This window comes from Variovorax sp. P4_B10, from assembly GCF_056402375.1.
Map to the genome: position 1 here is coordinate 18,148 of NZ_JBFUHN010000007.1, position 16,599 is coordinate 34,746.

Here is a 16,599-nt window from a genome sequence, read left to right on the forward strand (position 1 = left end):
CGGGGAACCGCGGGGCGTTCTTGCTGAAAGGAAAAACGCAATGACTCCGCTCGTCGTAGGCCAACTGCTATCGCCCGAGTACTCGCTGGGGCTGGTGGCGCTTTCGTTCCTCATCTCCTTTGCGGGTTCGCTGGTGGCGCTGATCTGCGCCGGGCGCATGGTCGGCGCGGACGGCAGGCCCAACCTGGCCGTCGTGGCCTGCGCCGCGGTGGCGCTGGGCGGCATCGGCATCTGGTCGATGCACTTCATCGGCATGCTGGCCTATAAGCTCCCCATCGGCATTTCCTACAACATGCCGCTGACGGTGGTGTCGCTGGTGGCGGCCATCCTGATCTCCGGCATCGCCCTCTACCTGGCCGGCGGGCGACGCAAGTTCAGCATGACGGGCTGGCTGGCCGGCAGCCTGCTGGCCGGGCTGGGCGTCTGCGTGATGCACTACATGGGCATGTTCGCGATGAACATGCGCGCCTCGATGGACTTCGACCTCGGCATGGTCGCGCTGTCGGTGGGGATCGCCATCACCGCCGCCGCCGCGGCCCTGTGGCTGGCCTTCAACCTGCGCAAGCTGAGCCACCAGATCGCGGCCGCCGCGGTGATGGGCGTGGCGGTCTGCACCATGCACTACGTGGGCATGAACGCCGCAAGCATGGTCTGTATCGCAGCCGCCCCCGCCGACGCGCTCGCCATCGGCGGCAACTACATGGGCCTGTCGGTGTTCGGCACGGCCGGCGCAGTGCTGATCTTCATCTACTGGGTGATCACCGGCAGCAGCCTCGACGCGGCGCCTGCGCGGCGCGCCCGCACCAGCTAGTTGGCGCAAGCGGGCGAACGGCCCGCACCCTACAGTCTGTGCAGAGCGAAAACAAGCGATCTGCACAGACCCCATGCCCGTCATCGAATCCCGGCTGCACGCGGCCAGCGACACCTTCCAGGCCAACCGCGCCGGCATGCTCACGCTGCTGGACCAGGTGCGCTCGCACGAGGCCCGTGCGGCGGCCGCCTCGGGCGCCTCGGCCGAGCGCTTTGCCAGGCGTGGCCAGTTGCTGCCGCGCGAACGCCTCGCGCTGCTGCTCGACACCGGCGCGCCCTTTCTCCCGCTGGCCTCGCTCGCGGGGCTGGGCCACGACAACCCCGACCTGTCGAAGAGCGTGCCCGGCGGCGGCCTGATCTCCGGCATCGGCCAGGTCTCGGGCGTGCGCTGCATGGTCAACGCCTCCGACTCGGGCATCGATGCCGGTGCGCTGCAACCCATGGGGCTCGACAAGCAGTTGCGCGTGCAGGAAATCGCACTCGAAAACAAGCTGCCCTACGTGCAGCTGGTCGAAAGCGCCGGCGCCAACCTCATGCAATACCGCGTGCAGGACTTCGTGCGCGGCGGCAGCATCTTCCGCAACCTCGCGCGGCTTTCGGCGGCGGGACTGCCGGTGGTGACCGTGACGCACGGCTCCTCGACCGCGGGCGGCGCCTACCAGACGGGGCTTTCGGACTACATCGTGATGGTGCGCGACCGCACGCGGGCCTTTCTGGCCGGCCCCCCTTTGCTGAAAGCCGCGACCGGCGAGATCGCTACCGAGGAAGAGCTGGGCGGCGCGGTGATGCACACCCACATCTCGGGCCTCGGCGACTACCTGGCCGAGGACGACCGCGACGCCATCCGCATCGCGCGCGCGATCCTCGGCGGCATCGACTGGGCGCGCGGCGAGGCGCCGCGCAAGTTCGCGCCGCCGCGCTACGACGCCGAGGAACTGCTCGGCATCATGCCCAGCGACGGCCGGCGGCCGGTCGACATGCGCGAGGTCATTGCGCGCATCGCCGACGGCTCCGAGTTCCTCGAGTTCAGCGAGCACTACGGCAGCGCCACGGTCTGCGGCCACATGCGGCTCGAAGGGCACGCGGTGGGCATCGTCACCAACAACGGCCCCATCGATTCCGATGGCGCAACCAAGGCCACGCACTTCATCCAGGCCTGCTGCCAGTCGCGCACGCCCATCGTCTACCTGCAGAACATCACCGGCTACATGGTGGGCCGCGCCCATGAGGAGGCCGGCATCATCAAGCACGGCGCCAAGATGATCCAGGCCGTGACCAGCGCCACCGTGCCGCAGATCACGCTGTACTGCGGCGCGTCCTACGGCGCGGGCAACTACGGCATGTGCGGCCGCGGCTTCGCGCCGCGCTTCTGCTTCTCGTGGCCCAACGCGCGCACCGCGGTGATGGGCGGCGAGCAGGCCGCGAAGACCATGGCCATCGTGATGGAGGCGGGCATGGCGCGAAAGGCCGGCGGAAAGGGCGCGGTCGACCACGCGAAGATCGATGCGATGCAGCAGCAGATCGTCGAGCGCTTCGACCGCCAGATGAGCGTGTTCACCACCAGCGCGATGCTGCTCGACGACGGTGTGATCGACCCGCGGGACACGCGTGCGGTGCTGGCCGAGGTGCTCTCGGTATGCCGCGATGCCGATGCGCGCGTGCCGCAGGCGATGCAATTTTCGGTGGCACGGCCATGAGCGGTTTCAACAGGATCCTCATTGCGAATCGCGGGGAAATCGCGGTCCGCGTGATGCGCACCGCGCGCGCCATGGGCTGTCGCACGGTGGCGGTGTATTCGAGTGCCGACGCCGATGCGGAGCATGTGCGGCAGGCCGACCAGTCCATGTGGATCGGCGAGTCGCTGCCCGCGCAGAGCTACCTGAACATCGCCGCGATCATCGAGGCCGCACGCTCGAGCGGCGCCGAGGCGGTGCATCCGGGCTATGGCTTCCTCGCCGAGAACGCGGCGTTCGCGCAGGCTTGCCGCGATGCGGGGCTGGTCTTCATCGGCCCCTCGCCCGAGGCCATTCGCGCGATGGGCGACAAGGCCGGCGCCAAGCGGCTGATGCAGGCGGCCGGCGTGCCATGCATTCCGGGTTACCAGGGCGACGACCAGGGCACGGCCACGCTCGCGGCCGAAGCCGCACGCATCGGCTGGCCGGTGATGATCAAGGCGACCGCCGGCGGCGGCGGGCGCGGCATGCGGCTCGTGCCTTCGGCGGCGGCCTTCGCCGATTTGCTGCAGAGCGCGCAGTCCGAGGCGCTGCATGCCTTCGGCGACGCGACGGTAATCCTGGAACGCGCCATCGTCGCGCCGCGCCACATCGAGATCCAGGTGTTCGCCGACCGGCATGGCAACGCCATCCACCTCGGCGAGCGCGACTGCTCGGTGCAGCGGCGGCACCAGAAGGTGATCGAGGAGTCGCCCTCGCCGGCCGTGTCCCCGGCATTGCGCGAACGCATGGGCGCGACGGCGGTGGCGGCGGCCAGGGCCATCGCCTACGAAGGCGCGGGCACGCTCGAATTCCTGCTCGATGCCGAGGGACAGTATTGGTTCATGGAAATGAACACGCGCCTGCAGGTGGAGCACCCGGTGACCGAAGCGGTGACGGGGCTCGACCTGGTCGAGCTGCAACTGCGCGTCGCGGCCGGCGAGCCGCTGCCGTTGACGCAGCAGGACGTGCGCTTCAGCGGCCATGCGATCGAGGTCCGGCTCTGCGCCGAAGACCCGCAGCAGGGCTTCATGCCGCAGAGCGGAACGCTCGCCGCATGGCGGCCTTCGCCGGCCCTGCGCACCGAACACGCGCTGCGCGACGGCGCGGCGGTGCCGCCTTTCTACGATTCGATGATTGCCAAGCTCGTGTCGCACGGCCGCACACGCGACGAAGCCAGGCATCGCCTGATGGCGGGACTGCAGGACACGGTGGCATTGGGCATCGCAACCAACCAGCAGCTTCTGCTGCGTGCGCTGTCGCACCCGGTGTTCGCCAGCGGCGCGGCAACGACGGCGTTCATCGCAGCGCATCTCGATGCACTGCTTGCGCCCGATACTGCCGCCGAGACCCACGCCGCATGGCTGGCCGCGCTGCTGTTCCAGCTGGGCGAGCGCGGCTGGCCCTCGCCGCTCGCGCACACGCTCCCCAATGCCCTGCGCTTCGCGCTCGATGGCAAGGTGCATGCGGCCCGCGTGACCCCGCAGGGCGCAGGCCGGTTCGATGTCGCACTGGATGCAAGTGCGCCGATGCGGATCGAACTGCTTTCGCTGCCGGGCGACGGCACGGTGCGCTTCTCGTGCCTGGGGGTCTCGGAGCAGGCGGTGGCGGTCCGTGAATCCGCCGATCGCCTGTGGATTCACTTCCGCGGCCAGGCCCTCGAACTCGAGAACCTCACGCACGTCGCAGTCGCCCGCGCCGATGCAGCCGGGGGTGACGGCCTGCTGCGCGCTTCGATGAACGGCCGCGTCATCGCGTTGCTGGTGGCCGAGGGCGACGCCGTCGCCGCCGGCCAGCCGCTCGTCACGCTCGAAGCGATGAAGATGGAACACGTGCACTGCGCCCCGCGCGCCGGCCGCGTTGCCGCCCTGCATGTGGCGGTGGGCGCACAGGTCGCTGCGCGCCACGTGGTGGCGGAGATTGCCGACGCATGACGCACGCCGCCGCCCTTCCCTCGTTGTCCTGAAAGTCCGCCGAATGAACGCCTCCTCCCGCTACCGCTCCGTGTTCTCGCCCGGCCTGTTCACCGGGCAGGTGATCGTCGTCACAGGCGGCGGCTCGGGCATCGGCCGCTGCACGGCGCACGAGCTCGCATCGCTCGGCGCGCAGGTGGTGCTGGTCGGCCGCAAGCCCGAGAAGCTGCAGCAGGTGCAGGCCGAGATCGCGGCCAGCGGCGGCAAGGCGGGCATCCAGGCCTTCGACATCCGGCAGGAAGAAGCCGTGCGCGCGGCAGTGGCTGCCATCGTGGCCGAGTACGGTCAGATCGATGGCCTCGTCAACAACGCCGGCGGCCAGTACATCACGCCGCTGGCCGCCATCTCGGCCAAGGGCTGGGAGGCGGTGATCCACACCAACCTCACGGGCGGCTTCCTGGTCGCGCGCGAATGCTTCGTGCAGAGCATGCAGGCCAGGGGCGGCGCCATCGTCAACATCGTGGCCGACATCTGGGGCTCCATGCCCAACATGGGCCACAGCGGCGCGGCGCGCGCCGGCATGGTGAGCTTCACCGAAACCGCCGCGCTCGAATGGGCCGGAAGCGGCGTGCGCGTGAACGCCGTGGCGCCGGGCTACATCGCCTCGAGCGGCATGGACCACTACCCGCCCGAAGCCGGCGACATGCTGCGCGCCATGCGCAATACCGTGCCCGCGGGCCGCTTCGGCAACGAGGCCGAGACCTCCGCCGCCATCGCCTTCCTGCTGAGCCCGGCGGCGAGCTTCATCAGCGGCAGCGTGCTGCGCGTGGACGGCGCACGGCCGCAGGTGCGCATGGGCTGGCCGATGGCGCTGCCCGATGCACAGGCGCAGCAGCGCGCGGCGGTGCGGCCCTTCGACGGCTTTCATCTCGCGCAGACGCCGCGCGTGTTCCAGGACAACGAACCGAACGACTGATTGGAGACAAGCGACATGCAGTACACCCACGAACACCTCGAGATCCAGAAGACGCTGCGCCGCTTCATAGACGACGAGATCAATCCGCATGTGGACGAATGGGAAGAGGCCGAGATCTTCCCGGCGCACGAGATCTTCAAGAAGCTCGGCAACCTCGGCCTGCTGGGCCTCAACAAACCCGAAGCCTTCGGCGGCGCCGGGCTCGACTATTCGTATGCGATGGCGATGGCCGAGGCGCTGGGCCACATCAGCTGCGGCGGCGTGCCGATGGCCATCGGCGTGCAGACCGACATGTGCACGCCCGCGCTCGCGCGGTTCGGCAGCGACGAACTGCGCCGCGAATTCCTGGTGCCCGCCATCGCGGGCGACACGGTCGGCTGCATCGGCGTGAGCGAGCCCGGCGCGGGCAGCGACGTGGCGGGCCTCAAGAGCCATGCGCGCAAGGACGGCGGCGACTACCTCATCAGCGGCCAGAAGATGTGGATCACCAACAGCCTGCAGGCCGACTGGATGTGCATGCTGGTCAACACCAGCGATGGGCAGAGCGCAGCGGGCAACAGCCCTCACCGCAACAAGTCGCTCGTGATGGTGCCAATGGACAGCCCCGGCATCGAGAAGGCGAAGAAGATCCGCAAGATCGGCATGCACTCGAGCGACACCGGCCTCATCTACTTCGACAACGTGCGCGTGCCGCAGCGCTACCGCATCGGCGAGGAAGGCCAGGGCTTCGTCTACCAGATGCAGCAGTTCCAGGAAGAGCGCCTCTGGGCCGCCGCGAGCTCGCTCGAACCGATGGAGGACTGCATCGCGCAGACCATCGGATGGGCGCAGCAGCGCCACATGTTCGGCGCCACGCTGGCCGACCAGCAGTGGGTGCAGTTCAAGCTGGCCGAGCTCAAGACCGAGGTGGAAGCATTGCGCGCCCTCGCCTACCGCGCCTGCGACCTGCATGTGCAGGGCGAGGACGTGCTCGAACTGGCCTCCATGGCCAAGCTCAAGACCGGGCGCCTGACGCGCCAGGTGGCCGACACCTGCCTGCAGTTCTGGGGCGGCATGGGCTTCACGCTCGAGAACCGCGTCTCACGGCTGTACCGCGACGGCCGGCTGGGCTCGATCGGCGGCGGCGCGGACGAAGTGATGCTCGGCATCCTCGCGAAGACCATGGGCATCGCCAAGCGGCCGCCGCGCGGCTGAAGCGCGCATGGACGCCGAACTTCAGGCCGACCGCGCCGCGCTCGCCGACACGGTGCGGCGCTTTGCCGAGAGCGAGATCGCGCCCCATGTGCAGGCCTGGGACGATGCGGGCGAGTTCCCCCGTGCGCTCTACGCGCGCGCCGCGGAACTGGGCCTGCTCGGCCTCGGCTACCCCGAGGCGCTGGGCGGCACGCCGGCGTCGTATGCGCTGAAGCTCCCGGCATGGATCGCACTCGCGCGCCACGGCAGGAGCGGCGGCGTGCTCGCGAGCCTGTTCTCGCACAACATCGGCCTGCCGCCCGTGGTGCTGCACGCGAGCGACGCGGTGCGCGGCGAGGTCGTTCCCCCGGTGCTGCGCGGCGAAAAGATCGCCGCGCTCGCCATCACCGAGCCCGGCGGCGGCTCCGATGTGGCCGCGCTGCGCACCACCGCGCGGCGAGAAATTGGCGGCGATGGCGAGCATTACGTGGTGAACGGCGAGAAGACCTTCATCACCTCGGGCATGCGCGCCGACTGGATCACGGTGGCGGTGCGCACCGGCGAAGGCCGCGGCGCGGGCGGCATCTCGATGCTGCTGGTGCCCGGCGATGCGCCCGGCCTCACGCGCACGCGCCTCACGAAGATGGGCTGGTGGTGCTCCGACACCGCGCAGCTGCATTTCGACGACGTGCGCGTGCCGGCGCGCTACCTGCTCGGCGAGGAAGGCGCGGGCTTCCGCATGGTCATGGGCAACTTCAATGGCGAGCGCATCGGCCTGGCTGCGGGCGCCCTGGGCTTCGCGCAGGCCTGCCTCGACGAGGCGCTGGCCTGGTCGCGCGAGCGCAGGACCTTCGGCGCCGCACTCATCGAACACCAGGCGGTGCGCCACAAGCTGGTGGACATGCAGATGCGCATCGCATCCACCGAGGCGTGGCTCGAGGCCGTGTCGGCCGAGGGCGACGCGCACGAGGCCGCAGGACGCTTCAACGCGCCCGAATGGGTGGCGCAAGTCTGCATGCTCAAGAACCATGCGACGCAGACCATGCAGTTCTGCGCCGACCAGGCGGTGCAGATCCTCGGCGGCATGGGCTTCATGCGCGGCACGGTGAGCGAGCGCATCTACCGCGAGGTCAAGGTGATGATGATCGGCGGCGGCGCCGAGGAGATCATGAAGGAGCTGGCGGCCCGGCAGCTGGGTTGGTAACCCCCGGGCTGCGATCTTTGTTCGGCCGGACCGGAACGCCCGCGCGCGCCGAAGGTCCAACGGTCCAGCGCTGTCGCTGAGTCGCAGGAGACCGTCATGTTCTCTTTCACTTCCGGCATCGGCACCGCCCTGTTTGTCCTGCTGGCGGTGCTGCTGCTTTTTTCCGCAATCTGGATCTTCCGCGAGTACGAGCGCGGCATCGTGTTCACCCTGGGGCGTTTCTCGAAAGTCGCGGGGCCCGGACTGGTGATGGTGATTCCCGCCATCCAGCAGGTCGTGCGGGTCGATCTGCGCACCGTGGTGCTCGAGGTTCCGACCCAGGACGTGATCTCGCGCGACAACGTGTCGGTGAAGGTCAGCGCGGTCGTCTACTTCCGCATCGTCGATGCGGAAAAGGCCATCATCGAGGTCAAGGATTTCTTCAACGCGACCAGCCAGCTGGCACAGACCACGCTGCGCTCGGTGCTGGGCAAGCACCAGTTGGACGACATGCTGGCCGAGCGGGAAAAACTCAACCTGGATGTGCGCGAGTCGCTCGACGTGCAGACGGCTTCGTGGGGCATCAAGGTCTCCAACGTGGAGATCAAGCAGATCGACCTCACCGAATCCATGATCCGCGCCATCGCACGGCAGGCCGAGGCGGAGCGTGAGCGGCGTGCCAAGGTGATCCATGCCGAGGGCGAGCTGCAGGCGTCCGAGAAGCTGTTCCAGGCAGCGCGCGTGCTGGCGCAGGAGCCGCAGGCGATCCAGCTGCGCTACCTGGAAACGCTGACGGTGATCGGCGCGGACAAGAACACCACCATCGTCTTCCCGCTGCCGATGGACCTGCTGGCGACTTTCCTGTCGAGGCCCGCGTAGCGCACCGGGGCACCGCGAAAGCGGAAAACTGTTCTTCACGGACAGGGCTCGCAGCGCATGGCCTTTCGCGCGGCGCGTGCTTACCATTCCCGCCATGTTCAAGCACATCGTGATGTGGGACCTGCGCGGCGAATCGCCGGAAGAAAAGGCGCAGGCCACGCAATTGCTCAAGCGCAAGTTCGAATCGCTGCGCGGCCAGATCCCGGGGCTGCTGCACCTCGAAGTGGGCGTGGATTCGAGCCGCATCGCCTACGCCTGCGACGTGGTGCTCTACAGCGAATTCGACAGCCAGGCCTCGCTCGACGGCTATGCCACGCACCCTGCGCATTTGCGCGTGCGCGAGGAGTTGGGCGACCTGCGGATCGCGCGGCACCAGGTCGACTACGCGCCGGACTGAGCAGCGCTGGTCAGTCGTTCTTTTCGGATTCGCCTTGTTGTGCGGCGGCCTTCGCGGCCGCCGCGCGCAGCTTGTCCTTCTTGCTCGGCCGCGTGCCCTTGATGCCGCCGGTGCCCGAGGCATCGACCATCGGCACCGCGACCTCGGTCGGCTCGAAGCCCTCGATGCGTTCGCGCGGCAGGCTCAGGCCCTGGCGCTTCTCGATCAGGCGGAAATGCGCCTCGGTGGACGCGCTCACGAAGCTGATCGCGAGCCCGCTCTCGCCGGCGCGCCCCGTGCGGCCGATGCGGTGGATGTAGTCGGTCGGCGAGCGTGGCAGGTCGTAGTTGATCACCACGGGCAGCTGCGCGATGTCGATGCCGCGCGCCGCGAGGTCGGTGGCAATCACCACGTCCCACCGGCTCTCTTTGAACTGCGCGAGGATGTCGGTGCGCGTGCCCTGTGCGATGTCGCCATGGAAGGGCACGGCGTAGACGCCGTTCTTGTAGAGCTTCTCGGCCACGGTCTGCGCCGAATGCTGCGTGGCGACGAACACCAGCACGCGCTCCCATGCGTTCTCTTTCAGCAGATGACGCAGCAGCTGCGTGCGGCGGTTCGCGTCGACCTCGATCACGCGCTGCACGATGGCGGGCTCGGTGCCCGGCCCGCCCTGCACGTCGATGAGCGCGGGGTCGCGCAGCATGCCGTCGGCCAGCGCCTGGATGGCGGGCGGGAAGGTGGCGGAGAACAGCAGGTTCTGGCGCTTCGCGGGCAGCAGCGCGAGGATGCGGCCGAGCTCCTCGGCAAAACCGAGGTCGAACAGGCGGTCGGCCTCGTCGAGCACCAGCATCGAAACCGCGCCCAGCTTCAGCGCGTTGTGCGCCACAAGGTCGAGCAGCCGGCCCGGCGTGGCGACCACGATGTCGGCGCCGCCGCGCAGGCCCATCATTTGCGGGTTGATCGACACGCCGCCGAAGGCGATGGCGATCTTCAGGCGTTCGGGCAGGTGCTGCGCGAGGCTGCGCATCGTCTCACCGACCTGGGCCGCGAGTTCGCGCGTGGGCACGAGCACCAGCGCGCGCGTGCGGCGCGGCGACTGTGCGGGCTCGGCGGCCAGGCGCTGCAGCAGCGGCAGGGAGAATGCAGCGGTCTTGCCGGAGCCGGTCTGCGCCGAACCCCGCACGTCGCGACCTTGCAGAATCGCGGGGATGGCCGCGGCCTGGATGGCGGTCGGCGCGGCATAACCGCTTTCGGCGGCAGCCTGCACGAGCGCGGGGGCCAGGCCCAGTGAGTCGAATGGCATGTGAGCAGACAGAGAGAGAAACCCGGAGATAGAAGAAGAGATGGATCGAATGGCAACGATGAAAAGCAATCAGGCCAGCGCCCTGGTGTACTCCACCGAGGCGGGCGGCCGCATGTGCCCCGATTGCCGCGCGCCGATGGCGCAATGCCGCTGCAAGGAAATCAAGGCGCGCGTTCCGGCCACCGACGGCATTGTGCGTGTATCGCACGAGACCAAGGGCCGCAAAGGCAAGGGCGTGACGGTCGTCAAGGGCCTCGCGCTCGACGCTGCGGCGCTTGCTGCTGCGGGCAAGCAGCTGAAAACGGCGTGCGGCTCGGGCGGCACGGTGAAGGACGGCACCATCGAGATCCAGGGCGACCATCGCGAACTGGTGATCGCGGCCCTCACGAAGCAGGGCCACACGGTCAAGCGCGCGGGAGGCTGAAACGCATGAAACCCGAAGACCTGCAGCGCCTCGTCACGCTCGAAATGCCTTTTGGCAAGCATAAAGGCACGCTGATTGCCGATTTGCCCGGGAATTACCTGAATTGGTTTGCACGCGAGGGTTTTCCCTCGGGAGAAATTGGCCGGCTGCTCGCGTTGATGCATGAAATAGACCACAACGGGCTATCGGATCTGCTGAAACCGTTGCGAAACCGCCCGTCGGGCCGAGATGTTTCTCAATAACACACGATTTCCCCACGGTTTTTAGCCAAGGAAGCAGGATAATTCGCCCCACGTGTCTGTGAGCTTTGTCTCCCGTGCACGTAATTCGGTGATCGGTCAGTTTCGCGCCACAGCGCACTTGTTTGTTGTGATTCTGGGACTCCATCGCTTTGTTTTGTTGGTTTGAATTAGGAGTCCCTCCATGGGCAAGAAACTCTACGTAGGCAACCTCGCCTACTCTGTGCGTGACAACGACCTGGAACAGGCTTTCGGCGAGTTCGGCTCGATCGTCAGCGCCAAGGTCATGATGGAACGCGACACTGGCCGTTCGAAGGGCTTCGGCTTTGTCGAAATGGGCAGCGACGCTGAAGCACTCGCAGCCATCGAAGCCATGAACGGCCATTCGCTCCAGGGCCGCGCCCTGACGGTGAACGAAGCACGTCCGATGGAAGCACGTCCTCCCCGCACTGGCGGTGGTGGCGGCTACGGCGGCGGCGCTGGTGGTGGCGGCGGCGGCTACGGTGGTGGCGGCGGCGGTTACGGCGGCGGTGGCGGCGGTGGTGGCCGTAGCGGCGGCGGCGGTGGTTACGGCGGCGGCGGCGGTGGTCGCGGCGGCTACTAAGCCCTCACCCACACTCACGAGAGCCCCGGCTCTCTGAATGAATAAAAAGCTCCTTCGGGAGCTTTTTTCGTTTCCGCCCGCCCCCTTCCAAGAACACCGAGGAACCGGCTTTGCCGGGCCTCAGGTGTTGCCCCCGGCGAGGGGAAAGGCGAAGCGCGACACGCAGTGCGCGAAGCCCTGGGGGAGAACCCTATGCCTTCGGTAAGCATTTATCCGTACCACGGCGGTCAGCCAACGGTCAGCCGCGCCCGACGACCCTCACTCCTCCAACACAGAGGGTCGAGGCAATGAAGATCAAGAGTCAGGCGGACTTCTTTTCAGGGGTCATGTTCACCACCGTGGGAGGCGCGTTCGCGATAGGCGCCACCACCTACACCATCGGCGACGGCGCCCGCATGGGCCCGGGGTATTTCCCGCTCATGCTGGGCATCCTGCTGGCCGTCCTCGGGGCCATCATCATGTTCCAGGCGATGGTGGTCGAGACCGCCACCGGCGATCCGATCGGCAAATGGGCCTGGAAGCCGCTGGCTTTCGTGCTCGGCGCCAACCTCGCGTTCGGCATCCTGCTGGGTGGCCTGCCGAGCGTCGGGCTGCCGGCGATGGGAATGATCATCGCGATCTACGCGCTCACGATCATCTCGAGCCTGGCCGGCGAGCACTTCAAGCTGCGCGACGTGCTGGTGCTCTCGACCATCCTGGCGGCCGGCAGCTATGTGGCCTTCATCTGGGCGCTCAAGCTCCAGATCCAGGTCTGGCCTACTTTCATTTCGGGTTGAGGAGCGCACTGCCATGGAACTGTTCCACAACCTCGCGGTCGGCTTCGGCGTCGCCTTCACTTTCACCAACCTGCTGTACTGCCTGGTCGGCTGCATCCTGGGCACGCTGATCGGCGTGCTGCCGGGCATCGGCCCGGTCGCGACCATCGCGATGTTGCTGCCCGCCACGTACGCGCTGCCGCCCGTGTCGGCGCTGATCATGCTGGCCGGCATCTACTACGGCGCGCAGTACGGCGGCTCGACCACCGCCATCCTGGTGAACCTGCCCGGGGAGTCGTCCTCGGTGGTCACCTGCATCGACGGCTACCAGATGGCAAGGCAGGGCCGCGCAGGCCCCGCACTGGCCGCCGCGGGCCTGGGCTCGTTCTTCGCGGGCTGCGTCGGCACGCTGATCCTGGCGGCCTTCGCACCGCCGCTGACCGAGCTGGCCTTCAAATTCGGCCCGGCCGAGTATTTCTCGCTGATGGTGCTGGGCCTGATCGGCGCGGTGGTGCTGGCTTCGGGCTCGCTGCTGAAGGCGGTGGCGATGATCGTGCTGGGCCTGCTGCTCGGCATCGTGGGCACCGACGTGAATTCGGGCGTGGCGCGCTACAGCTTCGACATTCCCGAGCTCACCGACGGCATCGGTTTCGTGGTGATCGCCATGGGCGTGTTCGGCTACGGCGAAATCATCGGCAACCTCTCGCAGCCCGACGACGAGCGCGAGGTGTTCACGCACAAGGTGAAGGGCCTGTGGCCCACCAAGGAAGACTTCAAGCGCATGACGCCCGCGGTGCTGCGCGGCACGGCGCTGGGTTCTGCGCTGGGCATCCTGCCCGGCGGCGGTGCGCTGCTGGCGGCCTTCGCGGCCTATGCGCTCGAGAAGAAGATCAAGATGCGTCCCGGCGAAGTGCCCTTCGGCAAGGGCAACATCCGCGGCGTGGCATCGCCCGAATCGGCCAACAACGCCGGCGCGCAGACCTCCTTCATCCCGCTGCTGACGCTGGGCATTCCGCCCAACGCGGTGATGGCGCTGATGGTGGGCGCGATGACCATCCACAACATCCAGCCGGGTCCGCAGGTGATGACCAGCAACCCCGAGCTGTTCTGGGGCCTGATCGCCTCGATGTGGATCGGCAATGCGATGCTGATCATCCTGAACCTGCCGCTGATCGGCATGTGGATCAAGCTCTTGACGGTGCCCTACAAGTTCCTGTTCCCCGCCATCGTGCTGTTCTGCGCAATTGGCGTGTACTCGACCAACAACAATACCTTCGACGTGTGGATGGTCGCGATCTTCGGCTTCATCGGCTACCTGTTCCTCAAGCTGCGCACCGAACCTGCACCGCTGCTGCTCGGCTTCATCCTCGGGCCGATGATGGAAGAGAACCTGCGGCGCGCGCTGCTGCTGTCGCGCGGTGCGTGGAGCGTGTTCATCACGCGGCCGCTGTCGGCAGGCCTGCTGGTGGCCGCGGCGATGTTGCTGGGCATCGTGCTGCTGCCCGCCATCAAGGCAAAGCGCGAAGAGGCCTTCGTCGAGGAATAGGCTCGCCCCCAGGCTGCGCGCACTTCGTGTCGCAACGCCCACCCCCTACCGGGGGCAACACCAGCGGCCCGGCAAAGCCGGTTCCGCGGTGTTTCTGGAACAGTCCTCAGTGCAGCAGCAGGGGCCGCAGCGCCAGTTGCCAGCCCAGGCCGAGCAGCGCCGAGCCCAGCACCACCGGGATCACCCCGGTCTTGAAGCGGAACAGCGCCACGGCGGCGATCAGCCCGATCGCCGCCGAAGCTGCGTCGAACCTGCCGCCCGCCCCCGCCGGCCACAGCACGTGCCAGGCGAAGAACACCGCCAGGTTGACGATCACGCCGACCACGGCGGCGGTGATAGCGGTCAGCGGCGCCGTGAGCTTCAGGTTGCCGTGGGTCGATTCGATGAACGGCCCGCCCAGCAGGATGAACAGGAACGACGGCAGGAAGGTGAAGAAGCACACCACCGTCGCCGCCACGGCGCCCGCCAGGGGCAGCGCGCCGGCGCCGTACAGGGCCTGCTGCCAGCCGCCCACGAAGCCCACGAAAGAGACCACCATGATCAGCGGCCCCGGCGTGGTTTCGCCCAGCGCCAGCCCGTCGATCATCTGCGTGGCGCTGAGCCAGCCGTAGTGGTCGACCGCGCCCTGGAACACATAGGGCAGCACCGCATAGGCGCCGCCGAAGGTCAGCAGCGCGGCCTTGGTGAAGAACCAGGCCATCTGCGTCAGCGCGCCGTGCCAGCCGTAGAGCGCCGTAAGCCCGCCGATGGCGCCCAGCCACAGCGCGAGGAACACGGCCAGCACGCGCGCGAAGCGGCCCCAGCCGAAGCGCGCATGCGCCGGCGTGGGCGTGTCGTCGTCGATCAGCGCAGGGCCGGACGATGCCGCCGCGGCGCCGTGCCCGCCGCCCGGCATGAAGCGGGCCGGCGCGACCCGGCTGCCGACATGACCGATGGCAGCGGCCGCGAGCACGATCAGCGGGAACGGCGCCTTCAGCGCGAAGATCGCCACGAAGGCTGCCGCAGCGATCGCCCACAGCCAGGCGTTCTTGAGCACCCGCGAGCCGATGCGCCAGGCCGCGAACAACACGATGGCCGTCACAGCAGGCTTCACGCCGTACAGCAGCCCCGCCACCGCCGGCACCTCCCCGTAGGCCAGGTAGACCCACGACAGCGCGATCAGGATGAAGAGCGACGGCAGCACGAACAGCACGCCCGCCGCGATACCGCCCCAGGTGCGGTGCATGAGCCAGCCGATGTAGGTGGCGAGCTGCTGGGCCTCCGGGCCGGGCAGCAGCATGCAGTAGTTCAGCGCATGCAGAAAACGCTTTTCCGAGATCCAGCGCCGGCGCTCGACCAGCTCCTGGTGCATCAGCGCGATCTGTCCGGCCGGCCCGCCGAAGCTGATGAAGCCCAGCTTGAGCCAGTAGCCGAAGGCCTGCCAGAAGCTGACAGGGGCAGGGGGCGCTGCGGATTCGGGCGGCATCGAGTCCTTCGCTATGTGAGGAATGCGTCGTAGGCGGTCTTGAGTATCAGGGCGCTCACCACCACGATGAACACCACCCGCACGAAACCGGCGCCATGCTTGAGCGCCACGCGGGTGCCGAGCAGGCTGCCGGCCACGTTGGCCACCGCCATCACCAGCCCGTAGTGCCACCAGACGTGCCCCTTGGCGGCCAGCAGGATCAATGCGGCGGCGTTGGTCAGCGTGTTGATGATCTTGGCGGAGGCCGAGGCGTTGAGAAAGTCGTAGCCCATCCAGCGCACGAACAGGAACACCAGGAAGCTGCCGGCACCGGCGCCGAAGAAGCCGTCGTAGAGACCGATCGACAGGCCGATCGTGCAGGCCGCCAGCGTCTCGGCGCGGCCGCTGAAGCGCGGTGCGTGCATGCGCCCCATGTCCTTGCGCGCCAGCGTGTAGAGCAGCACCCCCAGCAGGATCACCGGCAGCGCCCGGCGCAGGAAGTCGCCCGGAAACAGCGTGACACCCCAGGCGCCCAGCATCGAACCGACGAAACCGAGCACCGCGGCCGGCCACAGGGCGCCCCATCGCATCTGCACCCGCTGGCTGAATTGCGCCGCCGCGGCCGCCGTGCCCCATATCGACGCGCTCTTGTTGGTGCCCAGCAGCGTCGCCGGTGGTGCACCCGGAAACACGGCGAACAGCGCCGGGACCAGGATCAACCCGCCTCCGCCCACGATCGAATCGACAAAACCCGCGAGCAGCGAAGCGCCCGTCACCACCAGCATTTCCATGCCCGGATTGTCTCATCCGGATCGCTATCGAAACGATAGCTATAGATGACCACATTGCGGGCGCATGCGGTTGATTTGGTTAGGAGAAAAAATCTGCCGGCACCGTGCGCGCCGGCATAAAAAAGGCGCCGACCAGCGGCGCCTTCCAAACTCAAACCGGCATCTCGTATGGAGCCTTTGAAGGATTTTTCTTGTTGAAGGGAAATTGTCTCCTCGGACCCTCGGCAGCACGAGCAGGGCCCGTTCGCGAGTGGGCAGACTTTAGGGGGTGCACCGCGCCAGTGCATTGGGAATTACCCGCTTCGCCCTGGCCCAGGCAGCCTGTTTGCGGACCAAAGTGTTTCTGGTGGTAAATGAAGTGGCACTGGCCACCAGGACCGCCGTCGTTGCAAGCGACAGCGCGGCGGATTGCACGCCAAGGCGGAAAGCAGCGAGCTGTGCTGGGCCTCGATCTTGCTCGGCATCTTGATA

General features: G+C 67.8%; 16 protein-coding genes. 13 read left to right on the forward strand and 3 right to left on the reverse strand.

Features of this window, described 5'->3' with window-relative positions:
* The first annotated feature begins 40 nt into the window (after positions 1–40).
* From AC1DXX_RS05430 to AC1DXX_RS05465, 8 genes are all read left to right on the forward strand, one after another.
* The gene (locus AC1DXX_RS05430) at positions 41–811 is read left to right on the forward strand and encodes an MHYT domain-containing protein (protein ID WP_478133144.1); all 771 of its coding nucleotides are present in this window, start codon (positions 41–43) and stop codon (positions 809–811) included.
* A 73-nt stretch (positions 812–884) separates the two neighbouring features.
* On the forward strand, positions 885–2,507 hold the full coding sequence (locus tag AC1DXX_RS05435; RefSeq protein ID WP_478133145.1) for an acyl-CoA carboxylase subunit beta: 1,623 nt from the start codon (positions 885–887) through the stop codon (positions 2,505–2,507).
* Complete coding sequence (locus tag AC1DXX_RS05440) at positions 2,504–4,456, forward strand: acetyl/propionyl/methylcrotonyl-CoA carboxylase subunit alpha (RefSeq protein WP_478133146.1); 1,953 nt, start codon at positions 2,504–2,506, stop codon at positions 4,454–4,456. The genes AC1DXX_RS05435 and AC1DXX_RS05440 overlap by 4 nt, the downstream gene beginning before the upstream one ends.
* A 43-nt stretch (positions 4,457–4,499) precedes the next feature.
* Positions 4,500–5,411, forward strand: coding sequence for an SDR family oxidoreductase (locus AC1DXX_RS05445; RefSeq protein ID WP_478133147.1), 912 nt, complete (start codon positions 4,500–4,502; stop codon positions 5,409–5,411).
* A 15-nt stretch (positions 5,412–5,426) separates the two neighbouring features.
* Positions 5,427–6,605, forward strand: coding sequence for an acyl-CoA dehydrogenase family protein (locus AC1DXX_RS05450; protein ID WP_478133148.1), 1,179 nt, complete (start codon positions 5,427–5,429; stop codon positions 6,603–6,605).
* A 7-nt stretch (positions 6,606–6,612) separates the two neighbouring features.
* Complete coding sequence (locus AC1DXX_RS05455; protein ID WP_478133149.1) at positions 6,613–7,788, forward strand: acyl-CoA dehydrogenase family protein; 1,176 nt, start codon at positions 6,613–6,615, stop codon at positions 7,786–7,788.
* A 96-nt stretch (positions 7,789–7,884) separates the two neighbouring features.
* The gene (locus AC1DXX_RS05460; RefSeq protein ID WP_478133150.1) at positions 7,885–8,646 is read left to right on the forward strand and encodes a slipin family protein; all 762 of its coding nucleotides are present in this window, start codon (positions 7,885–7,887) and stop codon (positions 8,644–8,646) included.
* A gap of 94 nt (positions 8,647–8,740) precedes the next feature.
* Entirely contained in the window at positions 8,741–9,043 is a 303-nt protein-coding gene (locus tag AC1DXX_RS05465; RefSeq protein ID WP_478133151.1) for a Dabb family protein, read from the forward strand.
* A gap of 10 nt (positions 9,044–9,053) precedes the next feature.
* Here AC1DXX_RS05465 and AC1DXX_RS05470 read toward each other — a convergent pair whose 3' ends face one another.
* Entirely contained in the window at positions 9,054–10,325 is a 1,272-nt protein-coding gene (locus AC1DXX_RS05470) for a DEAD/DEAH box helicase (RefSeq protein ID WP_478133152.1), read from the reverse strand.
* 49 nt (positions 10,326–10,374) lie between these two features.
* Between AC1DXX_RS05470 and AC1DXX_RS05475 the strand changes: the two genes are divergently transcribed.
* The 5 genes from AC1DXX_RS05475 to AC1DXX_RS05495 all read left to right on the forward strand — a co-directional run bounded on the left by AC1DXX_RS05475 (position 10,375) and on the right by AC1DXX_RS05495 (position 13,893).
* Complete coding sequence (locus AC1DXX_RS05475) at positions 10,375–10,749, forward strand: translation initiation factor Sui1 (protein WP_478133153.1); 375 nt, start codon at positions 10,375–10,377, stop codon at positions 10,747–10,749.
* 5 nt (positions 10,750–10,754) lie between these two features.
* Positions 10,755–10,991: a DUF3820 family protein gene (locus AC1DXX_RS05480; RefSeq protein ID WP_478133154.1), complete on the forward strand. Its 237-nt coding sequence runs from the start codon at positions 10,755–10,757 to the stop codon at positions 10,989–10,991.
* A 181-nt stretch (positions 10,992–11,172) separates the two neighbouring features.
* Positions 11,173–11,592: an RNA recognition motif domain-containing protein gene (locus tag AC1DXX_RS05485; RefSeq protein ID WP_478133155.1), complete on the forward strand. Its 420-nt coding sequence runs from the start codon at positions 11,173–11,175 to the stop codon at positions 11,590–11,592.
* Positions 11,593–11,879: 287 nt separating this feature from the next.
* Positions 11,880–12,368 carry a tripartite tricarboxylate transporter TctB family protein gene (locus tag AC1DXX_RS05490; protein ID WP_478133156.1) on the forward strand — a complete coding sequence of 163 codons (489 nt, stop codon included), beginning with the start codon at positions 11,880–11,882 and terminating at the stop codon, positions 12,366–12,368.
* Between the two features lie 13 nt (positions 12,369–12,381).
* Positions 12,382–13,893: a tripartite tricarboxylate transporter permease gene (locus AC1DXX_RS05495; RefSeq protein ID WP_478133157.1), complete on the forward strand. Its 1,512-nt coding sequence runs from the start codon at positions 12,382–12,384 to the stop codon at positions 13,891–13,893.
* Between the two features lie 106 nt (positions 13,894–13,999).
* On the opposite strand, the gene chrA is transcribed toward AC1DXX_RS05495, so the two are convergent.
* The gene (gene chrA / locus AC1DXX_RS05500) at positions 14,000–15,358 is read right to left on the reverse strand and encodes a chromate efflux transporter (protein ID WP_478133158.1); all 1,359 of its coding nucleotides are present in this window, start codon (positions 15,356–15,358) and stop codon (positions 14,000–14,002) included.
* A gap of 11 nt (positions 15,359–15,369) precedes the next feature.
* Positions 15,370–16,128: a TSUP family transporter gene (locus AC1DXX_RS05505; protein WP_478133159.1), complete on the reverse strand. Its 759-nt coding sequence runs from the start codon at positions 16,126–16,128 to the stop codon at positions 15,370–15,372.
* Positions 16,129–16,599: the final 471 nt, after the last annotated feature.

Bases quoted from the DNA above. Each gene is read 5' to 3' on its own strand.
- AC1DXX_RS05445 (WP_478133147.1), top strand. From the start codon at position 4,500: ATGAACGCCTCCTCCCGCTACCGCTCCGTGTTCTCGCCCGGCCTGTTC.
- AC1DXX_RS05440 (WP_478133146.1), top strand. From the start codon at position 2,504: ATGAGCGGTTTCAACAGGATCCTCATTGCGAATCGCGGGGAAATCGCG.
- AC1DXX_RS05435 (WP_478133145.1), top strand. From the start codon at position 885: ATGCCCGTCATCGAATCCCGGCTGCACGCGGCCAGCGACACCTTCCAG.
- AC1DXX_RS05475 (WP_478133153.1), top strand. From the start codon at position 10,375: ATGGCAACGATGAAAAGCAATCAGGCCAGCGCCCTGGTGTACTCCACC.
- AC1DXX_RS05490 (WP_478133156.1), top strand. From the start codon at position 11,880: ATGAAGATCAAGAGTCAGGCGGACTTCTTTTCAGGGGTCATGTTCACC.
- AC1DXX_RS05455 (WP_478133149.1), top strand. From the start codon at position 6,613: ATGGACGCCGAACTTCAGGCCGACCGCGCCGCGCTCGCCGACACGGTG.
- AC1DXX_RS05460 (WP_478133150.1), top strand. From the start codon at position 7,885: ATGTTCTCTTTCACTTCCGGCATCGGCACCGCCCTGTTTGTCCTGCTG.
- chrA (WP_478133158.1), bottom strand. From the start codon at position 15,358: ATGCCGCCCGAATCCGCAGCGCCCCCTGCCCCTGTCAGCTTCTGGCAG.
- AC1DXX_RS05450 (WP_478133148.1), top strand. From the start codon at position 5,427: ATGCAGTACACCCACGAACACCTCGAGATCCAGAAGACGCTGCGCCGC.
- AC1DXX_RS05480 (WP_478133154.1), top strand. From the start codon at position 10,755: ATGAAACCCGAAGACCTGCAGCGCCTCGTCACGCTCGAAATGCCTTTT.
- AC1DXX_RS05430 (WP_478133144.1), top strand. From the start codon at position 41: ATGACTCCGCTCGTCGTAGGCCAACTGCTATCGCCCGAGTACTCGCTG.
- AC1DXX_RS05470 (WP_478133152.1), bottom strand. From the start codon at position 10,325: ATGCCATTCGACTCACTGGGCCTGGCCCCCGCGCTCGTGCAGGCTGCC.
- AC1DXX_RS05495 (WP_478133157.1), top strand. From the start codon at position 12,382: ATGGAACTGTTCCACAACCTCGCGGTCGGCTTCGGCGTCGCCTTCACT.
- AC1DXX_RS05485 (WP_478133155.1), top strand. From the start codon at position 11,173: ATGGGCAAGAAACTCTACGTAGGCAACCTCGCCTACTCTGTGCGTGAC.
- AC1DXX_RS05505 (WP_478133159.1), bottom strand. From the start codon at position 16,128: ATGGAAATGCTGGTGGTGACGGGCGCTTCGCTGCTCGCGGGTTTTGTC.
- AC1DXX_RS05465 (WP_478133151.1), top strand. From the start codon at position 8,741: ATGTTCAAGCACATCGTGATGTGGGACCTGCGCGGCGAATCGCCGGAA.